Source organism: Phyllobacterium sp. RCAM01083, assembly GCF_055685835.1.
Window position 1 is genome coordinate 61,395 of record NZ_JBVFZN010000002.1, and the last position, 19,115, is coordinate 80,509.

The 19,115-nt window shown below is 61.1% G+C and carries 13 protein-coding genes; 9 read left to right on the forward strand and 4 right to left on the reverse strand.

From position 1 onward, the window contains the following. Nucleotides 1-4 precede the first annotated feature (4 nt). From ACZ25R_RS00310 to ACZ25R_RS00325, 4 genes are read right to left on the reverse strand one after another with little or no spacing between them, the layout of a single operon-like run. The gene (locus ACZ25R_RS00310) at nt 5-928 is read right to left on the reverse strand and encodes an ABC transporter permease (protein WP_105735065.1); all 924 of its coding nucleotides are present in this window, start codon (nt 926-928) and stop codon (nt 5-7) included. Between the two features lie 57 nt (nt 929-985). Beyond that, complete coding sequence (locus ACZ25R_RS00315; RefSeq protein WP_472459622.1) at nt 986-2,521, reverse strand: ABC transporter substrate-binding protein; 1,536 nt, start codon at nt 2,519-2,521, stop codon at nt 986-988. A gap of 35 nt (nt 2,522-2,556) precedes the next feature. After that, nucleotides 2,557-4,389 (reverse strand): ABC transporter ATP-binding protein, encoded by a 1,833-nt coding sequence (locus tag ACZ25R_RS00320; RefSeq protein WP_472459623.1) that lies wholly within the window; start codon nt 4,387-4,389, stop codon nt 2,557-2,559. 10 nt (nt 4,390-4,399) lie between these two features. Continuing rightward, on the reverse strand, nt 4,400-4,987 hold the full coding sequence (locus ACZ25R_RS00325; RefSeq protein ID WP_105735062.1) for a winged helix DNA-binding protein: 588 nt from the start codon (nt 4,985-4,987) through the stop codon (nt 4,400-4,402). Nucleotides 4,988-5,107: 120 nt separating this feature from the next. Between ACZ25R_RS00325 and ACZ25R_RS00330 the strand changes: the two genes are divergently transcribed. The 9 genes from ACZ25R_RS00330 to ACZ25R_RS00370 all read left to right on the forward strand — a co-directional run bounded on the left by ACZ25R_RS00330 (nt 5,108) and on the right by ACZ25R_RS00370 (nt 19,111). Continuing rightward, nucleotides 5,108-8,725, forward strand: coding sequence for a hydantoinase B/oxoprolinase family protein (locus ACZ25R_RS00330; protein ID WP_472459624.1), 3,618 nt, complete (start codon nt 5,108-5,110; stop codon nt 8,723-8,725). A 274-nt stretch (nt 8,726-8,999) separates the two neighbouring features. Next, complete coding sequence (gene efeU / locus ACZ25R_RS00335) at nt 9,000-9,839, forward strand: iron uptake transporter permease EfeU (protein ID WP_472459625.1); 840 nt, start codon at nt 9,000-9,002, stop codon at nt 9,837-9,839. A 9-nt stretch (nt 9,840-9,848) separates the two neighbouring features. Further along, the gene (efeO, locus tag ACZ25R_RS00340; protein WP_472459626.1) at nt 9,849-11,039 is read left to right on the forward strand and encodes an iron uptake system protein EfeO; all 1,191 of its coding nucleotides are present in this window, start codon (nt 9,849-9,851) and stop codon (nt 11,037-11,039) included. Between the two features lie 16 nt (nt 11,040-11,055). Then, entirely contained in the window at nt 11,056-12,369 is a 1,314-nt protein-coding gene (gene efeB / locus ACZ25R_RS00345; RefSeq protein WP_472459627.1) for an iron uptake transporter deferrochelatase/peroxidase subunit, read from the forward strand. A gap of 11 nt (nt 12,370-12,380) precedes the next feature. Continuing rightward, complete coding sequence (efeO, locus tag ACZ25R_RS00350) at nt 12,381-13,208, forward strand: iron uptake system protein EfeO (RefSeq protein ID WP_472459628.1); 828 nt, start codon at nt 12,381-12,383, stop codon at nt 13,206-13,208. 206 nt (nt 13,209-13,414) lie between these two features. Then, nucleotides 13,415-13,987: a GbsR/MarR family transcriptional regulator gene (locus ACZ25R_RS00355; RefSeq protein WP_223615878.1), complete on the forward strand. Its 573-nt coding sequence runs from the start codon at nt 13,415-13,417 to the stop codon at nt 13,985-13,987. Between the two features lie 5 nt (nt 13,988-13,992). Next, complete coding sequence (gene cydD / locus ACZ25R_RS00360; RefSeq protein ID WP_472459629.1) at nt 13,993-15,765, forward strand: thiol reductant ABC exporter subunit CydD; 1,773 nt, start codon at nt 13,993-13,995, stop codon at nt 15,763-15,765. Next, entirely contained in the window at nt 15,762-17,453 is a 1,692-nt protein-coding gene (cydC, locus tag ACZ25R_RS00365; RefSeq protein WP_472459630.1) for a thiol reductant ABC exporter subunit CydC, read from the forward strand. The genes cydD and cydC overlap by 4 nt, the downstream gene beginning before the upstream one ends. 80 nt (nt 17,454-17,533) lie before the next feature. Then, nucleotides 17,534-19,111, forward strand: a complete 1,578-nt coding sequence (locus ACZ25R_RS00370; RefSeq protein WP_223615876.1) for a cytochrome ubiquinol oxidase subunit I — start codon at nt 17,534-17,536, stop codon at nt 19,109-19,111. Nucleotides 19,112-19,115: the final 4 nt, after the last annotated feature.

The window sequence follows — 19,115 nt, forward strand, 5'->3', positions numbered from 1 at the left end:
GGGCTTACTCCGTCCGGATGCGCGGGTCGACAAGGCCGTAGGCGATGTCGACGAGAAGATTGACGCCGATGATCATCAGGGAAAGGACTGTGATGACCGCCTGCAGCACGGGATAGTCGCGCGCGCCGACCGCATCGAATGCGAGTGTGCCAAGACCCGGCCAGTTGAACACGCGCTCGACCACCACGATACCGCCGAGCAGGCCGCCGAACTGCAGGCCGAAATAGGTGATCAGCGGAATGGCGCAATTGCGCAGCGCGTGCTTGTACAGCACGACATTCTCGCTGAGGCCCTTGGCCCGTGCGACCATGATGTATTGTGAATTGAGGGTTTCCAGCATGGCGGTGCGCACCAGGCGCACATTGGTGGCGGTGAGGATGATGCCCATGGTCACGGCGGGCATGATGAAGCTCTCGAAACCGTTCATGCCGCTTGGCGGCAGCCATTTCAACGTGATGGCGAACAAAAGCACGAGCATCAGCGCCAGCCAGAAATTCGGGAAGGACAGGCCGACCAGGGACAGAATGCGGATCGCCTGATCCGCCCACTTGCCGCGCGCCGTTGCTGCCTTGATGCCGAGCGGGATGGAAATGGCGATGGAGACGATCAGGGAGGAGAAAGCAAGGAGCAGCGTCGCGGGCAAGGCGGCGGCGAGCAGGGTGGAGACCTTCGTGCCGCCAAGGAAGCTGCGGCCGAAATCGAGCGTGAACAGCCCCTTGATGAAGCCGAAATACTGGACAAGAAACGGCTGGTTGAGACCGAGCGCCTCACGGATGCGGACAAGATCCGCTTCAGTCACGCTGCCTGCGCCTTGTGTCAGCATCAGCGCCGGGTCGCCGGTGAGGCGAATGGCGAACGCCACGATGAGCGTCACGACAATGACGACGAAGATCGCCTGCAGAAAGCGTTTGATGAGAAAACCAGCCACGTCTCTATCCTTCAATCCTTGGCCCGCCGCCCCTTGCAAGGCGACGGGCCTGTTTTGCTACTCGACCGTGACATCCGTCAGCCGCAGGCGGCTGTCGGGAACAGGCGTAAAATTCTTCACGCGCTTGCTCACGCCGAAAATCGCATTGTAATTGTAGAGCGGAATTTCCAGCGCCCGATCCGCCGTGTAGTGGGCGATGGACTTGAGGATTTCCTCGCGCTTTGCCCGGTCGGTGATGGAACGCTGCGATTCCAGCAGCGCATCCAGCTTCGGATCGCTGTCATAGGGATTCCACTTTTCACCCGAGTGATACATGGAATAGGCGGTGTTGTCGTAATCGAGCGTCCAGCCGCCCCATGCCTGTTCGAACATCGCACCGGTCTTGCCCGCCGGAATGATGTCGTTGAGCAGGACATTGGTCTCGTAGGGCTTGATCGTGGCGTTGAGCCCGATGACCTGAAGATAGCTGGCGATGGCCTGCGACACCTCGTTGAACGTGGAGTCGTTGCCGCGCACGTCGATCTGCAGCGTGGTGCCCGCTGCAATGCCCGCTTCCTTCAACAGGGCTTTGGCTTTTTCCGGATCGTAGGGCAGCGGCTTCATGGCGGGATCGTTGCCGAAGGACAGGGCGCCCTGGAAGCTGGCAATCGGTGCTGCCTGACCGCCAAGGATGGTCTGGATAATCGCATCGCGATCAACGCCAAGGATCAGTGCCTTGCGCACCCGTTCATCCGCCGTCGGTCCGCTCTTGGTGTTGAAGCGCAGGGCATAGACGGTCGGTCCGGCGGTGCTGACCACTTCCAGCTTCGGATCGGCCTGAATGGTCGGAATCATGCCGACAGGAATGGTGGGAGGGATGACCAGATCGACACGGCCTGCCTGCAATTCGGCAACGGCGGTCGCGGGTTCCGCGATGAAGCGATATTCGAGATTGGAGAGTTTTGGTGCGCCGCCCCAATGGTCGGCAAAGGCTTCGAGCTTGATGCCGATCTTCGGCTCGTAGGAGACCACCTTGAACGGGCCGGTGCCGACGGGATGGGCGTTGAAATAATCGTCACCCTTTTCCTGGATGTATTTCGGCGGCACGATCATGGCGCCATAGCCGGCAAGCTTGGTCAGAAGCACCGGATCCGGCGCCTTCAGATGGAAATCGACGGTCTTGGCGTCGATGATTTCCACCTTGTCGATGGCGGCATAGTTGGAACGCTGCGGACCCTTCTTGCCTTCTTCACCGAGAAGACGGTCGAAGGTGAATTTGACGGCTTCCGCATTGAAGGGTTCGCCATCATGGAATTTTACGCCTTCGCGCAGGGTGAAGCGGATGCGCTTGCCTTCGTCGAGTTCTTCCCAGGCGGTGGCAAGGCCGGGCACCAGTTTCAGATCGGCACCGCGATAGGTCAGGCCATCATAGATATTGGTGGCAACCGAGGCCCAGTTGACGAGAAATGTATCGATCGGATCCCAGCTGCCCGGGTCCTGCGGCGACGAAATGGTCAGCGTACCCGCCGCCCATGCGGGTGCTGCGAGCAAGGCTGTGCCTGCCAGACCCAGCGCCAGAAACGCTGCGTGTATTCCCCGTCGTGTTCTTATCATTGTTGTGTTCTCCTCATTATATGTAGACGTTTGGTTCAGGCCGCACTCGCCACAAAGTGGCCGGGTGCAATTTCGGTTCGCTTGAAAATGGCGGGTTCGTCGCCGACGCGGCGAATGGGGCTTGGTATTTCACCTTCCAGCATGGCCCGGTTGCGGGCCCGCGCCGGATCAGCCACCGGCACCGCCGACAAAAGGCGCTGCGTATAGGGATGCGCCGGGGTTTCGAAGATCTGCTGGCGGGTGCCGATTTCCACGACCTGTCCCAGATAAAGGACGGCGACGCGATGGCTCATCTTTTCAACGACAGCCATGTCATGGCTGATGAAGAGATAGGAGAGGCCCTGCTGCTCCTGCAATTCCATGAACAGGTTGAGGATTTGCGCCTGAATGGACACGTCGAGCGCCGACAGCGCCTCGTCGGCAATGATCAGTTTGGGATTGGAAGCAAGCGCGCGGGCAATACAGACGCGCTGGCGCTGGCCGCCGGAAAACTCGTGCGGATAGCGGCTGGCATGGGCGCTGGTCAGGCCGACCCGTTCCAGCAATTCATCGACCCGTTTCTGGATCGGCTTGCTGCCGTCGATCAATGCGTGGGTGCGGATGGGTTCGGCAATGGAGAAGCCGACGGTCTTGCGCGGATCGAGCGAGGCAAAGGGGTCCTGGAAAATATACTGGATTTCCTGCCGCAGCTTTTGCCGCTCCGTGCCATTCATCGAGGAGACCGGACGCCCGCCGAACAGAATGGTGCCCGACGTTTCCTTCTGCAGTTGCTGGATCGTGCGGCCAATCGTGGATTTCCCCGAACCGGACTCACCGACAAGCGCAAGGGTTTCGCCGGGATGGATGTCGAACGAAACCTTCTCAACCGCATGGACCCGGTGGGTAACGCCGCCGAAAATGCCCTTCTTGATGTTGAAGCGGGTGACGAGATCACGCACTGAAAGGACGGGCGGCAGGCCGTAGCGGGCCGTATCCTGAACATGCTCGCCGCCGACAAGGCGGGGTGTATCACCATCCATGACCGTCAGCGGCAGGCGCTTGGGATAGGCCTCTCCGGTCATGCTGCCGAGTTTCGGTACGGCGGCGAGCAGGGTCTGGGTATAGGGATGCTGCGGACGGGCGAAAATATCGGCAACCGGGCCTTCCTCGACCTTCCGGCCTTTCCACATCACCACCACGTCATCGGCCATTTCGGCGACAACGCCCATGTCGTGGGTGATGAAGATCACCGCCATGCCAAGTTCGGTCTGCAATTCGCGGATGATGGTCAGAATCTGTGCCTGTATGGTGACATCGAGCGCGGTTGTCGGCTCATCGGCGATCAGCAGTTTCGGGCGGCAGGCAAGCGCCATGGCGATCATGACGCGCTGGCGCATGCCGCCGGACAATTGGTGCGGGTAGCGGCCGAGCAGATCGGCAGCGTCGGGCAGGCGCACCATGTCCAGAAGCCGTTTGGCCTCGGCCAGCGCTGCCTGTTTGGACATGCCCTCATGCAGGATCAGAACTTCGGCGATCTGGTCGCCGATGGTGAACACCGGGTTGAGCGAGGTCATCGGCTCCTGGAAGATCATGGCGATCTCCTTGCCGCGAATGCCGCGCATGGTTTTCTGCGTGGCGGTGGTCAGGTCGATCCGCCCCTGGCGGCTTTCGAACAGCACCTGGCCGGTGGGGAACTGGCCGCCCATCATATCGGCAAGCCGCATGACGGAAAGCGAGGTCACGGACTTGCCCGACCCGGATTCGCCGACAATGGCAAGCGTGCGCCCTGCCCGCACCGAAAAGCTCAGATTCTCCACGACACGCGACGGACCGAACGCGACGGAAAGATTGTCCACGGCCAAGAGCGGGGCTGAAGCAGTATCGGTCACGCAGCTATCCTTAAAGTGTGGTGGCGGCGCGGGCCGCCTGATCGTAGGCGCCGGAGAGAAAGCGCAGGACGGCGGCGATTTCCGACAGCGTATCCTCGGCCGGCCGGGCATTGGTCGTCGATGCCACGAACAGCCGCTCGCGAATCTGAGCGTAACGCGTGCAGGCGTCGGCGCCCTTGTTGGTGATCTTGATCGTTTTTTCCTTGGCGGCCTTGCCGGTGGTGACGAGCCCGGCCGCTTCCAGCTTGCGGATGGCATAGGTGGCGACATGCGTGTCTTCGATATCGAGAACCAGACAGATGTCGGCGAGTTTCTTTTCGCGGCCGCGATGCCGCACGGAATGGAGAATGAGAATTTCCGTGGCCGAAAGCCCCGGCAGTCCGGCGGCCGCCATGCAGCGCACCATCCAGCGGGAAAAGGCGTGGGAGGCGAGGATCATGCCGTATTCGACTTCGGAAAGGCCGGGCGAACCGCCCTCGGCAAGATGGGCTGACGAGACAATGGGACCAATGGAGGAGACGGGTTTGAGATGCTTCGGCAGTGCCGTTGCAAATTGTTCGAGATCCGCCGTGGTGTGGTCTTTCGGACCAGTCGTCATTCTGCTTGCCTCCGCCTTGACGAATTTATATCATCATTTTATCGACATATTGTCAATGACGCTATAGTCTATTAATTGGGCATGCTTACAAATGTGGCAGTCGATCAAGAGGAGTGCGGGATGAGCATCGGAAGCTGGGATTTCTGGGTTGACCGGGGCGGCACGTTTACCGATGTCATCGGGCGCGATCCGCACGGCGTGCTGCATGCCCGCAAGGTGCTGTCCGAAAATCCCGAGGCCTACAAGGATGCCGCCGTGCAGGGCATCCGCCTGCATCTCGGGCTGAAGCCGGGCGAAGCCATTCCGGCTGGGCGCATCGGCGAAGTGCGCATGGGCACCACCGTTGCCACCAATGCCCTGTTGGAGCGCAAGGGCGAACGGCTTGCCCTTGTGACGACCAGGGGGTTTCGCGATGCCCTGCGCATTGGCTATCAGGAACGCAAGAACATCTTTGCCACCGAGATCATCAAGGCCGAGGCGCTTTATGACCGGGTTGTCGAAATCAATGAGCGCGTGCTCGCCGATGGCACGGTTGAGATCGCCTTTGACGGCGTGCAGGCGCGCGCAGCCCTGAAAGCGTTGAAGGATGAAGGCTATGACGCGCTCGCCATCGTGTTCATGCATGCCTACAAATTTCCGGCGCACGAGGCTGCCATGGCCGCAATCGCCCGGGAGATTGGTTTTGCCCAGGTATCCGTCAGCCACGAGGTTTCGCCGCTGATCAAGCTGGTCGGGCGTGGTGATACCACTGTCATCGACGCCTATCTCTCGCCGGTCCTGCGCCGCTACGTGGCGCAGGTGTCGGCAGAGCTCGATATTGCCCGCACCGGCGCGCGCGTCATGTTCATGATGTCCTCGGGCGGTCTGACCGCCGCCGATATGTTCCAGGGCAAGGATGCCATCCTGTCCGGCCCGGCCGGCGGCGTTGTCGGCCTGGCCCGCACCGGCGAAGAAGCCGGCTTTCCCAATGTCATCGGTTTCGACATGGGCGGCACATCAACGGATGTCGCGCATTTCGACGGCGAGTATGAGCGCGCTTTCGAGACGGAAGTGGCAGGGGTGCGGGTACGCGCGCCGATGATGCTCATCCACACGGTTGCCGCCGGTGGCGGGTCCATCCTGCATTTCGATGCCGGGCGTTTCCGGGTCGGCCCGGATTCCGCCGGTGCCAATCCCGGTCCCGCCTGCTACCGCAATGGCGGCCCGCTGGCCGTGACCGACGCCAATGTCATGGTCGGCAAGCTCCTGCCCGAATTCTTCCCGCCGATCTTCGGACCGGACCAGAACCAGCCGCTGGATGTCGATGCCGTGCGCTCGCGCTTTGCCGAACTGGCAGGCCGGATCGGCGATGGCCGTAGCCCTGAAGATGTGGCTGACGGTTTTATCCGCATCGCCGTTGCCAATATGGTCGAGGCGATCAAGAAGATTTCCGTGCAGCGCGGTTATGACGTGACGCGCTATGCGCTCAGCTGCTTTGGCGGTGCCGGCGGCCAGCACGCCTGTCTGGTAGCCGATGCACTGGGCATGAAGAGCATTCTCGTGCATCCAATGTCGGGTCTGCTGTCCGCCTATGGCATGGGCCTTGCCGATATCCGGGCGACCCGGCAGAAGGCACTGGGTGTGCCGCTCGATCCGGCCGCCCCTGCCCCGCTTGCCGGTCTGGCTGCGGAGCTTCAGCAGGAATGCCTGTCCGAGCTCAACGCGCAGGGTATCGCCGAAAGTGAGATCACCACCATCGTGCGCGCCCATATCCGCTATGCTGGTACGGATACCGTGCTGGCCGTCGAGGCGACCTTTCCGGCACATGACGACATCGGCCGTTTGCGGCGCGAGTTCGAAATCCTGCACAAGCGCCGCTTTGGATTTGTCGCCGAAAACAAGGCGCTCGTTATCGACGCGGTGGAAGTGGAGACCGTCGGCGGCGGTGCCGGTCAAGCCGAGGCGGCTGTTGATGCGACAGCAACCGGTGAGCCGGATGCGGTGCGGCACAACCGCTTCTATTCGCAAGGGGCAGCGCATGACGCGGCCGTGGTGCTGCGCGATGCGATGCAGCCCGGCCAGCGCCTCACCGGCCCGGCCATCATCATCGAGCCGAACCAGACCATCGTCATCGAGGACGGCTGGCAGGCGGAACTGACGGCCAAGAACCATATCGTTCTCAAGCGCATCAAGGCGCTGCCGGACCGTTCGGCCATCGGCACGAAGGCCGATCCGGTGATGCTGGAGATTTTCAACAATCTCTTCATGTCGATCGCCGAGCAGATGGGCGTGACGCTGCAGAACACCGCCTATTCCGTCAATATCAAGGAACGGCTGGATTTCTCCTGCGCCGTTTTCGATGCGGAAGGCAATCTTGTTGCCAATGCGCCGCATATGCCGGTGCACCTTGGCTCCATGGACGCGTCGGTTGCCGCCGCAATCCGGGAAAATCCGGTCATTCATCCCGGCGATGTCTTCCTCATCAATGCCCCCTATAATGGCGGCACGCACCTGCCCGACCTGACAGTCTGCACGCCGGTGTTCGACGATGCCGGTACGACGATCCGTTTCTGGGTGGCGAGCCGTGGCCACCATGCGGATATCGGCGGTATCGCGCCGGGCTCCATGTCGCCGCTGGCAACGAATATTGAAGAAGAAGGCGTCTACATCGACAATTTCAAGCTGCTGGATCGCGGCCGTTTCTGCGAGGACGAACTGGCGGCATTGCTGACCGGTGCCCGCTACCCCGTGCGCACGCTGCTGCAGAACGTCAATGACCTGAAGGCGCAGGTTGCCGCCAATGAAAAAGGCGTGGCGGAGCTGCGCAAGATGATCAGCCATTTCGGCGAGGATGTCGTCGAAGCCTATATGGGCCATGTGCAGGACAATGCCGCGGAGAGCGTGCGCCGCGTGCTCGATCAGCTGCAGGACGGCAGCTTCACCTATGAGATGGATCAGGGGTGCAGCATCGTCGTCAAAATCTCGGTCGACAAGGTTGCGCGCGAGGTGACCGTCGATTTCACCGGCACGTCAGAACAGCGGTCCGACAATTTCAACGCGCCGCGCCCGGTGACGCGCGCTGCCGTGCTCTATGTCTTCCGGACACTGGTGCAGAGCGACATTCCGATGAATGCCGGATGTCTGCGCCCGATCCACATCATTGTTCCCGATGGCACCATGCTCTCGCCGGAATATCCCGCTGCGGTTGTCGCGGGCAATGTCGAGGTCAGCCAGGCCGTCACGAACTGCCTGTTCGGTGCGGTGGGTGCGCAGGCTGCCGCGCAGGGAACGATGAACAATCTCACCTTCGGCAATGACCAGTACCAGTATTACGAGACGATCTGCTCCGGCGCTCCGGCTGGCCCCGGTTATGACGGCGCCGATGCCATTCACACCCACATGACCAACTCCCGGCTGACCGATCCGGAGATTCTCGAAACGCGCTTCCCCGTGGTGCTGGAAGACTTTCATATCCGCGCCGGTTCCGGCGGCAAGGGAAAATGGTCCGCCGGGAACGGCACGCAGCGGACGATCCGCGCACAGGAAAAGCTCGACTTCGCCATTCTTTCCGGTCACCGCCGTGTGGCACCGTTCGGCCTGCAGGGCGGAGAGCCGGGGCAGACCGGCTCCAATGCGGTGCGCCGCAGCAATGGCGCCGTCGAAGCGCTGCAGGGCTGTGCGCACACCGTGCTGGAAGCGGGTGAAGCCTTCATCATCGTCACGCCGACGGGCGGCGGCTATGGCAAGCCCGAGGCATGAATTTTCCGGCAGGTGCGCCTTTCTTCTTGGTAAAACCTGCCTGAAGACCTCATGTTCTGCAACCGGTGGTATTTGCAAGCGCTGCAAAGGGCGCATTTTCGTGTCGCAAAATAGTGGACAAAATCACTCAACATACGGAAAAGATTACAGAAATTCGCGGCCTCACCTTCTTAGAATTCTTCTAATATATTGTTATTGCTTCGTTTTTCGTCCCGGTTTATGACTTGCCCAGCGCTGCGCAACATCGGGCTGGCCGCGCCGAGGATTGGTTTTAATGCTTGTTCCATTTTTGATTATGCTGCGCGAGGGCATTGAGGCCGCGCTGATTGTCGGCATTGTTGCGAGTTATTTGAAGCAGACCGGTCGCGGTGCCTGGATGCCTGCAGTATGGGTGGGCATTCTGCTTGCCGTTGCCCTGTCCCTGTTCGTGGGCGCGGGTCTGCAGATGGTCAGTGCGCAGTTTCCCCAGAAAGCCCAGGAATTTTTCGAAGCCCTTGTCGGCTTCGTCGCGGTGATCGTGCTGTCATCCATGGTCTTCTGGATGCGCAAGGCTGCCCGCTCCATCAAATCGGAACTGCACACATCCATCGACGATGCGCTTGCCCATTCCTCCGGGCAGGGAGCGGCACTGGTCGCCATGGTCTTCTTTGCGGTGGCCCGCGAGGGGCTTGAATCCGTCTTCTTCCTCCTGGCCATTTTCCAGCAGAGCGCCAACTCCGATGCGCCGCTCGGCGCGCTTCTGGGCATCCTGGTCTCCATCGGTCTTGGCTACGGCATCTATGCCGGCGGTGTCCGTCTCAACCTGAAACGGTTCTTCTACTGGACAGGCCTGTTCATCCTCGTTGTTGCCGCTGGCATCCTTGCCGGTTCGCTGCGGCACCTGCATGAAGCGGGCGTCTGGAACAGCCTGCAGACGGTGGTGTTCGATTTGAGCAACGTGCTGCCGGTCAGCAGTGCCTTCGGTACGCTGCTGTCAGGCATGTTCGGCTATCAGGATATGCCGACGCTCGGTGAGATCATCGCCTATGTCGTGTTTCTCGCCGTCAGCCTGTTCTTCTTTCTGCGGCCAGCGCAGCGTCAAACCGCTGCCGCAGCATCCCGGCCAACCCACTGAAAGCATCCCATGGTCCAGAATACGAACCCGTCTGCTCCCCGCCCGCCCTCACAAGCGCTGATGAAGCTTGCCGTCATGGGTGCCGGCTTGCTTGTTGTTGCTGGCGGAGGCGCCTTCTATTATGCCTCGACGAAGGTCAAGACCGGCGCTTCGGCTGGCGCGATCACGGTGACGATCAGTGAGGGAAAATGCGATCCGAATGCCCTGACCGTTCCGGCCGGGCGGACCACGTTCAATATTGTCAACAAGTCGGATCGGGCCCTTGAATGGGAAATACTCGACGGCGTCATGGTGCTGGAAGAACGGGAGAATATCGTTCCGGGCTTTACCCAGACATTCACCGCCAAGCTCAATCCCGGCACGTATCAAATCACCTGCGGACTGCTCAACAATCCGCGCGGGACCCTGACCGTAACGCCTTCGGCGGAGGCCGATGCGGCGGCAGCGCGCCCGGCGCTGGTGGCGTTCGTTGGTCCGCTGGCCGAATACCAGGTCTTTCTTGCCACGCAGACGGGTGCGCTTGTGAAGGGCGTGCAGGCGCTTGACGAGGCCATCAAGGCCGGTGATATCGACAAGGCGCGGGAGCTCTACCAGAAGGCCCGCCAGCCCTACATGCAGATCGAGCCCATGGCCGACCGCTTTGCCGATCTGCACAATGCGATCGATCCTGTCGCCGACTATCTGGAAAAGCGCGAGGCGGACATCGGCTTTACCGGTTTTCACCGCATCGAGTACGGGCTTTATTCGGTCAAGAGCCTCGATGGCCTTGCGCCCGTTTCGGCAAAACTGCTGGCTGACGTTTCGGCGCTCAAGGATCGGGTACGGTCACTGCGCATCCCGCCTGATCAGATTGCCGCCAGCGCCACCCGCCTGATCGGTACCATTGCAGGCACGAGGATCGCAGCCGGCGAAAATCACTACGCGCGAACCGACCTTGCCGATTTTGAAGCCAATCTTGCCGGTGTATCGCGCATGATCGCGCTGATGAAGCCTGTGGTTGCACAGGGCTCTCCTGCGGTTGTCGCGGATATCGAAGCGCGCTTCGCTGCCGTGGACGGCACGCTGAAATCGCTGCGCGGCGCGGATGGTTTCCCGGCCTATGACGGCGTAAGCGCGGACAAAAGAACGGCGCTGGCCGCACGGATGCAGGCACTTGCCGATGCCATCGGCAAACTGAATGCCGCTGTCGGGCTTGAATAGGCCCGGGGGAGCAATCATGACAAAGGACAAAGACAACAAGCCCTTCGTGACCAGCCGCCGCGGCCTCCTTCTCGGAGCGGGCGCAGCTGGCAGTGTGCTCGCCGCCGGCATCACGACGTCTCAGGCTGCGAACAGCCACGGCGAACAGGTGACCGACGCTCCCGTGAGCGACAAGATGCTGGAACAGCAGCCCTTCCACGGGCAATATCAGTCCGGCATCGTGACACCGCGTCCGGCCGCCGGCATGGTGGCGTCGTTCCGGGTGCTGGCGAGCAAGCCGGAAGAGGTGGAGCGGCTGTTCAGAAGCCTCACCGAGCGGATTGCGTTCCTGATGAAGGGCGGCACCCCCCCTGCCCTCGATGACAAGCTGCCGCCTGCAGACAGCGGCATCCTCGGCCCGATGGTCCTGCCCGACAATCTGACAATCACCGTTTCGCTTGGCGCATCGTTCTTCGAGCAGCGGGAGTGGCTTTCACCCCACAAGCCTGCCCGCCTGTCGCGCATGAAGGCGTTCAAGAATGACGCGCTGGACCAGTCCCTGTGTCATGGCGACCTGTCGTTGCAGATATCGTCGAATACACCGGATACCAATATTCACGCCCTGCGCGATATCCTGAAAAACCTGCCGGATCTGATGGTCCTGCGCTGGAAGCAGGAGGGGTCGGTTCCCGTCCTGCCGCGCAGCCCCGACGGGACGCACCAGAGTGCGCGCAACTTTCTCGGCTTTCGTGACGGATCGGCCAATCCCGATGCCGGCGATGCCGGCCTGATGCAGCGGATTGTCTGGGTTCAGGACAGTGGCGATGAACCGGCCTGGGCGCGCAATGGCAGCTATCAGGCGGTCCGGATCATCCGTAATTTCGTCGAGCGGTGGGATCGCACGCCGCTTGGCGAGCAGGAGCGCATTATCGGGCGGCTCAAGCCCAGCGGCGCTCCTTTTGGCGGCCGCACCGAAACGGAAGTGCCCGATTATGCAAAAGACCCGGACGGTGCTGTCACGCCGCTCGATGCGCATATCCGGCTGGCGAATGACCGCAGCAAGGCCGCCGACGCGCATCTCATCCTGCGCCGCCCGTTCAATTATTCCAACGGCGTGAGCAAATCCGGTCAGCTCGAACAGGGGCTGCTGTTCATTTGCTACCAGGCGGATCTGGAGAAGGGATTCATTGCCGTTCAGAACAAGCTGAATGGCGAGCCGCTGGAAGAATACATCAAGCCCATTGGCGGCGGTTTCTTCTTTACCCTGCCGGGCGTCACCGGCGCCGACGATTTTCTTGGCCGAACCCTTTTGGAAGCAGCCGGCCACACGCCAACAAACACCAAATCCTGAAGGAGCTACCCATGAAATTCAGAGCCTATCTCACAGCGAGCGTATTCGCGATCATGGCCGCCGTGGCGCCGCGCGTCGCCAATGCGGAGGTCTCGCCTCTCGATCTCGTCGGGCCCATTGCCGAGTACAAGATTTTCATCGGCGAAAACCTGGAAAAGCTGGTCAGCGAGACCAAGGCCTTTACCGATGCGATCAAGGCCGGCGATCTTGAAAAGGCCAAGAAGCTTTATGCGCCGACCCGCATGAACTACGAAATCGTGGAGCCGGTGGCCGAACTTTTCAGCGATCTCGATGGCTCCATCGATTCGCGCGCCGATAATCACGAACTGAAGGAAAAAGATCCCGCATTCACCGGTTTCCATCGCCTTGAGTATGGCCTGTTCAGCCAGAACAGCACGGAAGGCCTGGCGGAGTTTGCCGACAAGCTCCAGGCCGATGTGATCGAACTGCACAAGCGCATCACCGATCTGACCTTCCCGCCCGAGAAGGTCTTCGGCGGCGCGGCCACCTTGATGGAAGAAGTGGCGGCGACCAAGATTTCCGGCGAAGAAGACCGCTACAGCCATACGGACCTGTGGGATTTCAAGGCAAACTTCGATGGTTCGCGCAAGATTTTCGAGCTGGCACGTCCGCTGATCGAAAAGGGTGATGGCGCGTTCGTCACCAAGGTTGCGAGTAATTTCGATACGGTCGGCAAAACCCTGTCGAAGTACAAGACCGCGGAAGGCTACGAACTCTATGACAAGCTGACCGACGACGATCGCGCGGTGCTTGCAGCTGCCGTGAACACGCTGGCTGAGGACCTTTCGACCCTGCGCGGCAAGCTCGGACTGAACTGACCGCGTCGCGGCGTTCAGGTGGAAATTGGAAAACCCGGCTGGCAACGGCCGGGTTTTTTGTTGGCCAAGCCCCTGAACAGACAGCGTATTCTTTCCGTCATCGTTGCAATGCTAGGTTGAGTTCTGAGGTCACTTGCATCTCATTGATTTATCGAATATCGTAATTTCAGTAATTACTGAAATAACTGTTGTGTCGGGAATCTCTGATGAACCTTCCTCCTCTCGTTCAGTCCTTCGTGTTGCATTTCGGCGAAATGGGCAGCCGGTGGGGCATCAATCGCACCGTGGGGCAGATCTATGCCCTGCTCTATGTCACGCCCGAGCCGTTGAATGCCGATCAGATTGTCGAATCGCTGGGCATTTCCAGATCCAATGTGTCGATGAGCTTGCGCGAGCTGCAGGCCTGGAATCTTGTCCTGCTGAAACACCTGCCGGATGACCGGCGGGACTTCTTCACAACTCCGGACGATGTCTGGCAGATTTTGCGCACGCTGGCGGAGGAACGAAAGAAGCGCGAGGTCGATCCGACACTCTCCGTCTTGCGCGAAATACTCATGCAGCAGCCGGCGAGCGATGCCGAGCGGCATGCACAGGAACGCATGGCGGAAATGCATGGGCTTATCGAGCGCCTCACAACTTGGTACGATGACGTGAAGAAGCTCGAAACTGACCGCCTTGCAACTCTGTTGACGCTTGGCGCCAAGGTAACGCGGTTGCTCGAGGCGAAGGACAAGATCGTCTCGCTCGGCCGCACCAAACGCAGTCCGGACAAGGCATAAATGTCATGTCAGTCGATGCACTCAGTTCCCCGGTGGCTTTGCGGGCAGGAGATCCGGCCGCAAACGGCGAGGTGCGCGCAAAAACCACTGAGCCGGATAATATCGGGACGGAAACATCAGGCCGTTTGCCCGGAGGACGGTCCGCAGCCCTTGTGCAGGCTGTTGCCGCGCTCCTGTGGCTGCCGCAGGCGGCCCTGCTCAGCATCGCTGTCGGCCGGATCGCTGCGGGCAACGGTTTGTCGGGTGTCGTCTGGCTTGCCGCCGGCGTTCTTGCAATCGGCGTCGTGCGCGCATTCATCGACGCTGCGGGTAACCGGCTCGCTTTCCATGGTGCGCGCTCCATGCTTACCGGACTGCGCCGGGACGCCATTCTCGCCCTTGCCCATCGCTCGCCGCTTGATCCCGGCCGGATTGCCTCCGGGAAGGCTGCAAGCATCCTGGCCGAGCAGGCCGAAGCCGTGGTGCCTTACCTCGCGCGGTTTCGTCCGGCCCGGTTCAAGGCAACGCTGGTCCCGCTTGCAATCCTTGTCTGCGTTCTTTCCCTGTCCTGGGCTGTTGCCATCGTTCTGCTCGTTGCCGCACCGCTCATTCCCGTGTTCATGGCGCTGATCGGCTGGCGCGCCAAGGCGGCGAGCGAGGCGCAATTGGTCGAAGTTGGCGGAATGAATGCGTTTCTGCTCGACCGGCTGCGCGGACTGGCGACAATTCGCGCGCTCGATGCGGTGGATGTGACGGCAAAGCGCCTCAGGGCCGATGCGGAGTCGTTGCGGTCGCGCACGATGGCAGTCCTGCGCATCGCCTTTCTATCCTCGGCTGTCCTCGAGCTTTTTGCCGCGCTTGGCGTTGCGATGGTGGCGGTCTATGTCGGGTTTCATCTCCTCGGGCAACTCGACTTCGGAACCTGGAGCGGCAGGCTCTCCTTGAGCGAAGGGCTGTTCATCCTGCTGCTCGCTCCCGCTTTCTTTGAGCCGTTGCGCGAGCTTTCGGCGGTCTGGCATGACCGTGCTGCAGGCGAAGCTTCGCTGGAGGCGCTGCGGAAACTTGCCGTCAAGGGCGTGGACCTGCCGCATGACGGCGACAAGCCCCATGATGACCGGACTGCATTCCCTGCGCCGATCGGAACGCCCTCCGTTCACATCCGTGATGCCACGTTCCGTTATGCCGGAGAGGGGCGGCCGGTTTTCGAACGATTCAGCCTCGATATCGCACCGGGTGAAAGCGTGGCGCTGCTTGGACCGAGCGGATCGGGAAAATCGACCTTGCTGGCCCTGATTGCAGGCCTGGCACCGTTGGACGGCGGCGACATATTGGTTGCCGGCAAATCCATGGCTGCAAATGCTGCGGCACAGCGGCGGTGCATCGCCTGGGTCGGCCAGAAACCGCATATCTTTGCCGGGACTGTTGGCGCGAATGTCTCGCTGGGCCGGCCGGAGGTCGATGCGGATGCGGTGGCAGCGGCGCTGCACAATGCCGCTCTGGACACGGTCGCCAATGCCCGTGGAAAATCGTCCATCGGTGAAGGCGGTTCGGGTCTCTCCGGCGGCGAAGCGCTGCGTCTCGCCCTGGCGCGCGCTGCCGCAAATTCCCATGCGCACCTGATTCTTGCGGATGAGCCGACTGCACACCTCGATGATGAGACGGCAAATGATATTGCCGGCAGATTGTTTGCGCTGGCGCAGGGCAAGACATTGGTCATTGCAACGCACGATCCGGCTCTCGCCGCACGGGCAGATCGCATCATCGATCTTCGGACCGCTTTCACAAGGAGTGATGCGTGATGTCATTCCGACGCGATTTCCGGCCTGTGCTGCGGCTTTTCCTGGCAGAGCGGCGGTTCATGCTGCTGGCGGGTGCGCTTTTGGCGGCGGCGACAGTGCTTGCCGGCATTGCCCTGCTTGGCTTGTCGGGCTGGTTCATTACCGCCACGGCCATTGCCGGATTGTCGTCGGCAACGGCTTTCACGTTCGATGTCTTCGCGCCGTCGGCAGGTATCCGTTTTCTGGCCCTTGCCCGTACTGCCGCGCGCTACGGCGAGCGGTTGACCACCCATGACGCCACGCTCGGTGTTCTCGCCGGTCTGCGCGAGACCTTGTTTCGCGGATGGGCCAGACCCGAGGCGGCCCATCTGCTGCTCCGCCGGCCGTCAAAGCTGCTGTTCCGGCTGACGGCCGACATTGACACCCTGGATTCGCTCTATCTGCGGATTGTGGTGCCGGGCGCCGTCGCGCTGTGTTCCGCGGTGGCTGTGAGCGTGGTCTTCGGGCTGATGCATCCGCTGTTTGGCCTGGGCGTGGCTGCCTGGCTTCTCGCAACAGGGCTGGCGATACCCTTTCTGGCAGGGCGCTTTTCGCTGGATGCGGCGCGCCGCCGGGCCCATGCGATGGAAGCGCTTCGCTCGCGTGTGATCGATCTTGTCGCGGGGCAGACGGATCTCATCATGGCCAGCCGGGTCGCGGCGCAATGCGCTGCCATCCAATCCGCCGATGATCGTCTGGTGAATGCGGATGACAGGCTCAACCGGGTTGAAATGGCGGTCACCGCAGGTTTCGGCATCGCCTCCGCCGTGCTTCTCGCCGGTACGCTGTTGGCCGTTGCCATTCTGGCACAGGCAGGCCTGATCGGGGCGCCGGTTGCGGCCCTGGCTGTTCTCATGGCCCTGGCAGCGCTTGAACCCTTTGCCGGGCTGCGGCGCGGCGCAGTTGAACTTGGCCGCACCATTCTTGCGGCGCGGCGCATCGGCGGCAATCTTGCCGCTGTCCCCTCGCCTGCCCTCCCCTCCCCTCCTCCCGCAGGTCTGGCGGTAGCGCTTGAGAAAGTCACGGCCGTTCATCAGGGCGCAGCTCATCCCGCCCTCACGGCTGTCTCGCTGTCATTGGCGAAGGGCGAGCGCGTTGCGCTGGTTGGCGCCAGCGGTGCGGGAAAATCGACATTGCTGGCCCTGATTGCCGGTGAATTGCAGCCTGTGAGTGGCCATGTCGCCTATGTCCCTTCGGCACGCCTGACGCAACGGACGGAACTCTTTCAGGATAGTCTGCGCGAGAATCTCAGGCTTGCGGACCCCGACGCCGGGGATGACCGCCTTTGGCAGGTGCTTGTGATAGCCGGGCTGGCAAGCCATGTGGAAAAATTACCGGCCCGGCTCGATACCCCGCTTGGCGAAGGCGGGTTGGGGCTTTCGGGCGGACAGTTGCGCCGTCTTGCATTGGCACGGCTGCTTCTGCGCAACGCGACGCTCTGGCTGCTGGACGAACCGACCGAAGGGCTGGACGGCGAGACAGCGCGGGATGTCCTGCAGCGGCTGAGGCATGAGATGGCCGGTCATACGGTCCTTGTCGCCACACATATACGGCGGGAGGCTGAAATGGCCGACCGTCTCCTCATCATGAAACAGGGGCAGATCGTTGCCTCTTTACACCGCGGCGAACCAGAATTCGACGCCGCACTTGCAGCACTGCGGCCGGACTGAGGACGCAGTCTCAATCACTCGGCGTCCGCCCTTCGCGGCGCTGATCAACAGGGGGTCGGGCGTAAGCCCGGCATGAGCAGATGGAACTCGACATCGTAGCGCTTTCGCGCCTGCAATTTGCGATAACCGCGCTTTATCACTTTCTCTTCGTACCATTGACGCTTGGCCTCTCCGTATTGCTTGCAATCATGGAGACAGTCTACGTCATGACCGGCCGCGTCATATGGCGCCAGATGACCAAGTTCTGGGGCACATTGTTCGGTATCAATTTTGCGCTCGGTGTCGCCACCGGCATTGTCATGGAATTCCAGTTCGGCATGAACTGGAGTTACTACAGCCAGTATGTCGGCGATATCTTCGGCGCGCCACTGGCCATTGAAGGCCTCATGGCATTCTTTCTGGAAGCGACCTTTGTCGGGTTGTTCTTCTTCGGCTGGGATAAGCTGTCCAAAGTGGGACACCTCACGGCAACCTGGCTGGTCGCAATCGGCTCGAACTTCTCCGCCTTGTGGATATTGATCGCCAATGGCTGGATGCAAAATCCGGTGGGGTCAGCGTTCAATCCCCAGACGATGCGCATGGAAGTCACTGATTTCTTTGCAGTTTTGTTCAATCCGGTCGCCCAGGCGAAATTCGTTCACACGGTTTCCGCCGGTTACGTAACGGCTTCCATCTTTGTCCTGGGTGTTTCCGCCTGGTATGTCCTGAAGGGGCGTCACACGGCGCTGGCCAAGCGGTCGATGACGGTGGCGGCATCCTTCGGACTGGCCGCGGCCCTTTCCGTCGTCGTGCTTGGCGATGAGAGCGGCTATCTGTCCACCGAACACCAGAAAATGAAACTCGCCTCGATTGAGGCGATGTGGGAGACCGAGCCTGCTCCGGCTGCCTTCACGGCATTCGGTTTTCCCGATCAGCAGAGCCGCGAAACCCATTATGCGGTTCGTATTCCCTGGGTGATGGGGCTCATCGGAACGCGGTCGCTGACCACGGAAATTCCCGGAATCGAGGATCTGGTCAAGCATGCGGAGGTGCGGATCAAACAGGGGCTCCTGGCTTACGACGCGCTGCAACAGATTCGCGCTGCCGGCAGCACCAATGCGATCGCACCGGACGTACGGGCCAAGTTTGAAGACAACGGGGCCGATCTCGGTTACGCCTTGCTTCTCAAGCGCTATGTCGACGATCCGCGCCAGGCAACCGATGCCCAGATCGAAAAGGCCGCGCTGGATACGGTCCCGCACGTTCCAACACTCTTCTGGTCGTTCCGCATCATGGTCGGTCTCGGCATGTTCTTCATCCTGTTGACCGGGACGTTCTTCGTGCTGTCGGTACGGCGGCAACTCGATACATATCCATGGCTGTTGCGCATCGCAGTCCTGGCGATCCCCCTCCCCTGGGTTGCAGCGGAGATGGGATGGATCGTTGCGGAATTCGGCCGCCAGCCCTGGATCATCGAGGGCGTCCTGCCAACGGCGGCAGCCGTTTCCAATCTGGGCGCGACGTCCCTGCTGATCACGATTGCCGGGTTTGTGACGATCTACACAATCCTATTCGTGATCGAGATGGGCCTGATGCTTCGTGCCATTCGCAAGGGGCCGGAACTGGACAACGAGCCAGAAGCCGTCCTGATTTCCCCCCATATCGTACCGGCGGAGTAAACAA

Excerpts from the sequence above, each read along its gene's own strand:
- ACZ25R_RS00315 (WP_472459622.1), bottom strand. The coding sequence starts at position 2,521 with ATGATAAGAACACGACGGGGAATACACGCAGCGTTTCTGGCGCTGGGT.
- ACZ25R_RS00325 (WP_105735062.1), bottom strand. The coding sequence starts at position 4,987 with ATGACGACTGGTCCGAAAGACCACACCACGGCGGATCTCGAACAATTT.
- ACZ25R_RS00330 (WP_472459624.1), top strand. The coding sequence starts at position 5,108 with ATGAGCATCGGAAGCTGGGATTTCTGGGTTGACCGGGGCGGCACGTTT.
- efeU (WP_472459625.1), top strand. The coding sequence starts at position 9,000 with ATGCTTGTTCCATTTTTGATTATGCTGCGCGAGGGCATTGAGGCCGCG.
- efeO (WP_472459626.1), top strand. The coding sequence starts at position 9,849 with ATGGTCCAGAATACGAACCCGTCTGCTCCCCGCCCGCCCTCACAAGCG.
- efeB (WP_472459627.1), top strand. The coding sequence starts at position 11,056 with ATGACAAAGGACAAAGACAACAAGCCCTTCGTGACCAGCCGCCGCGGC.
- efeO (WP_472459628.1), top strand. The coding sequence starts at position 12,381 with ATGAAATTCAGAGCCTATCTCACAGCGAGCGTATTCGCGATCATGGCC.
- ACZ25R_RS00355 (WP_223615878.1), top strand. The coding sequence starts at position 13,415 with ATGAACCTTCCTCCTCTCGTTCAGTCCTTCGTGTTGCATTTCGGCGAA.
- cydD (WP_472459629.1), top strand. The coding sequence starts at position 13,993 with ATGTCAGTCGATGCACTCAGTTCCCCGGTGGCTTTGCGGGCAGGAGAT.
- ACZ25R_RS00370 (WP_223615876.1), top strand. The coding sequence starts at position 17,534 with ATGGAACTCGACATCGTAGCGCTTTCGCGCCTGCAATTTGCGATAACC.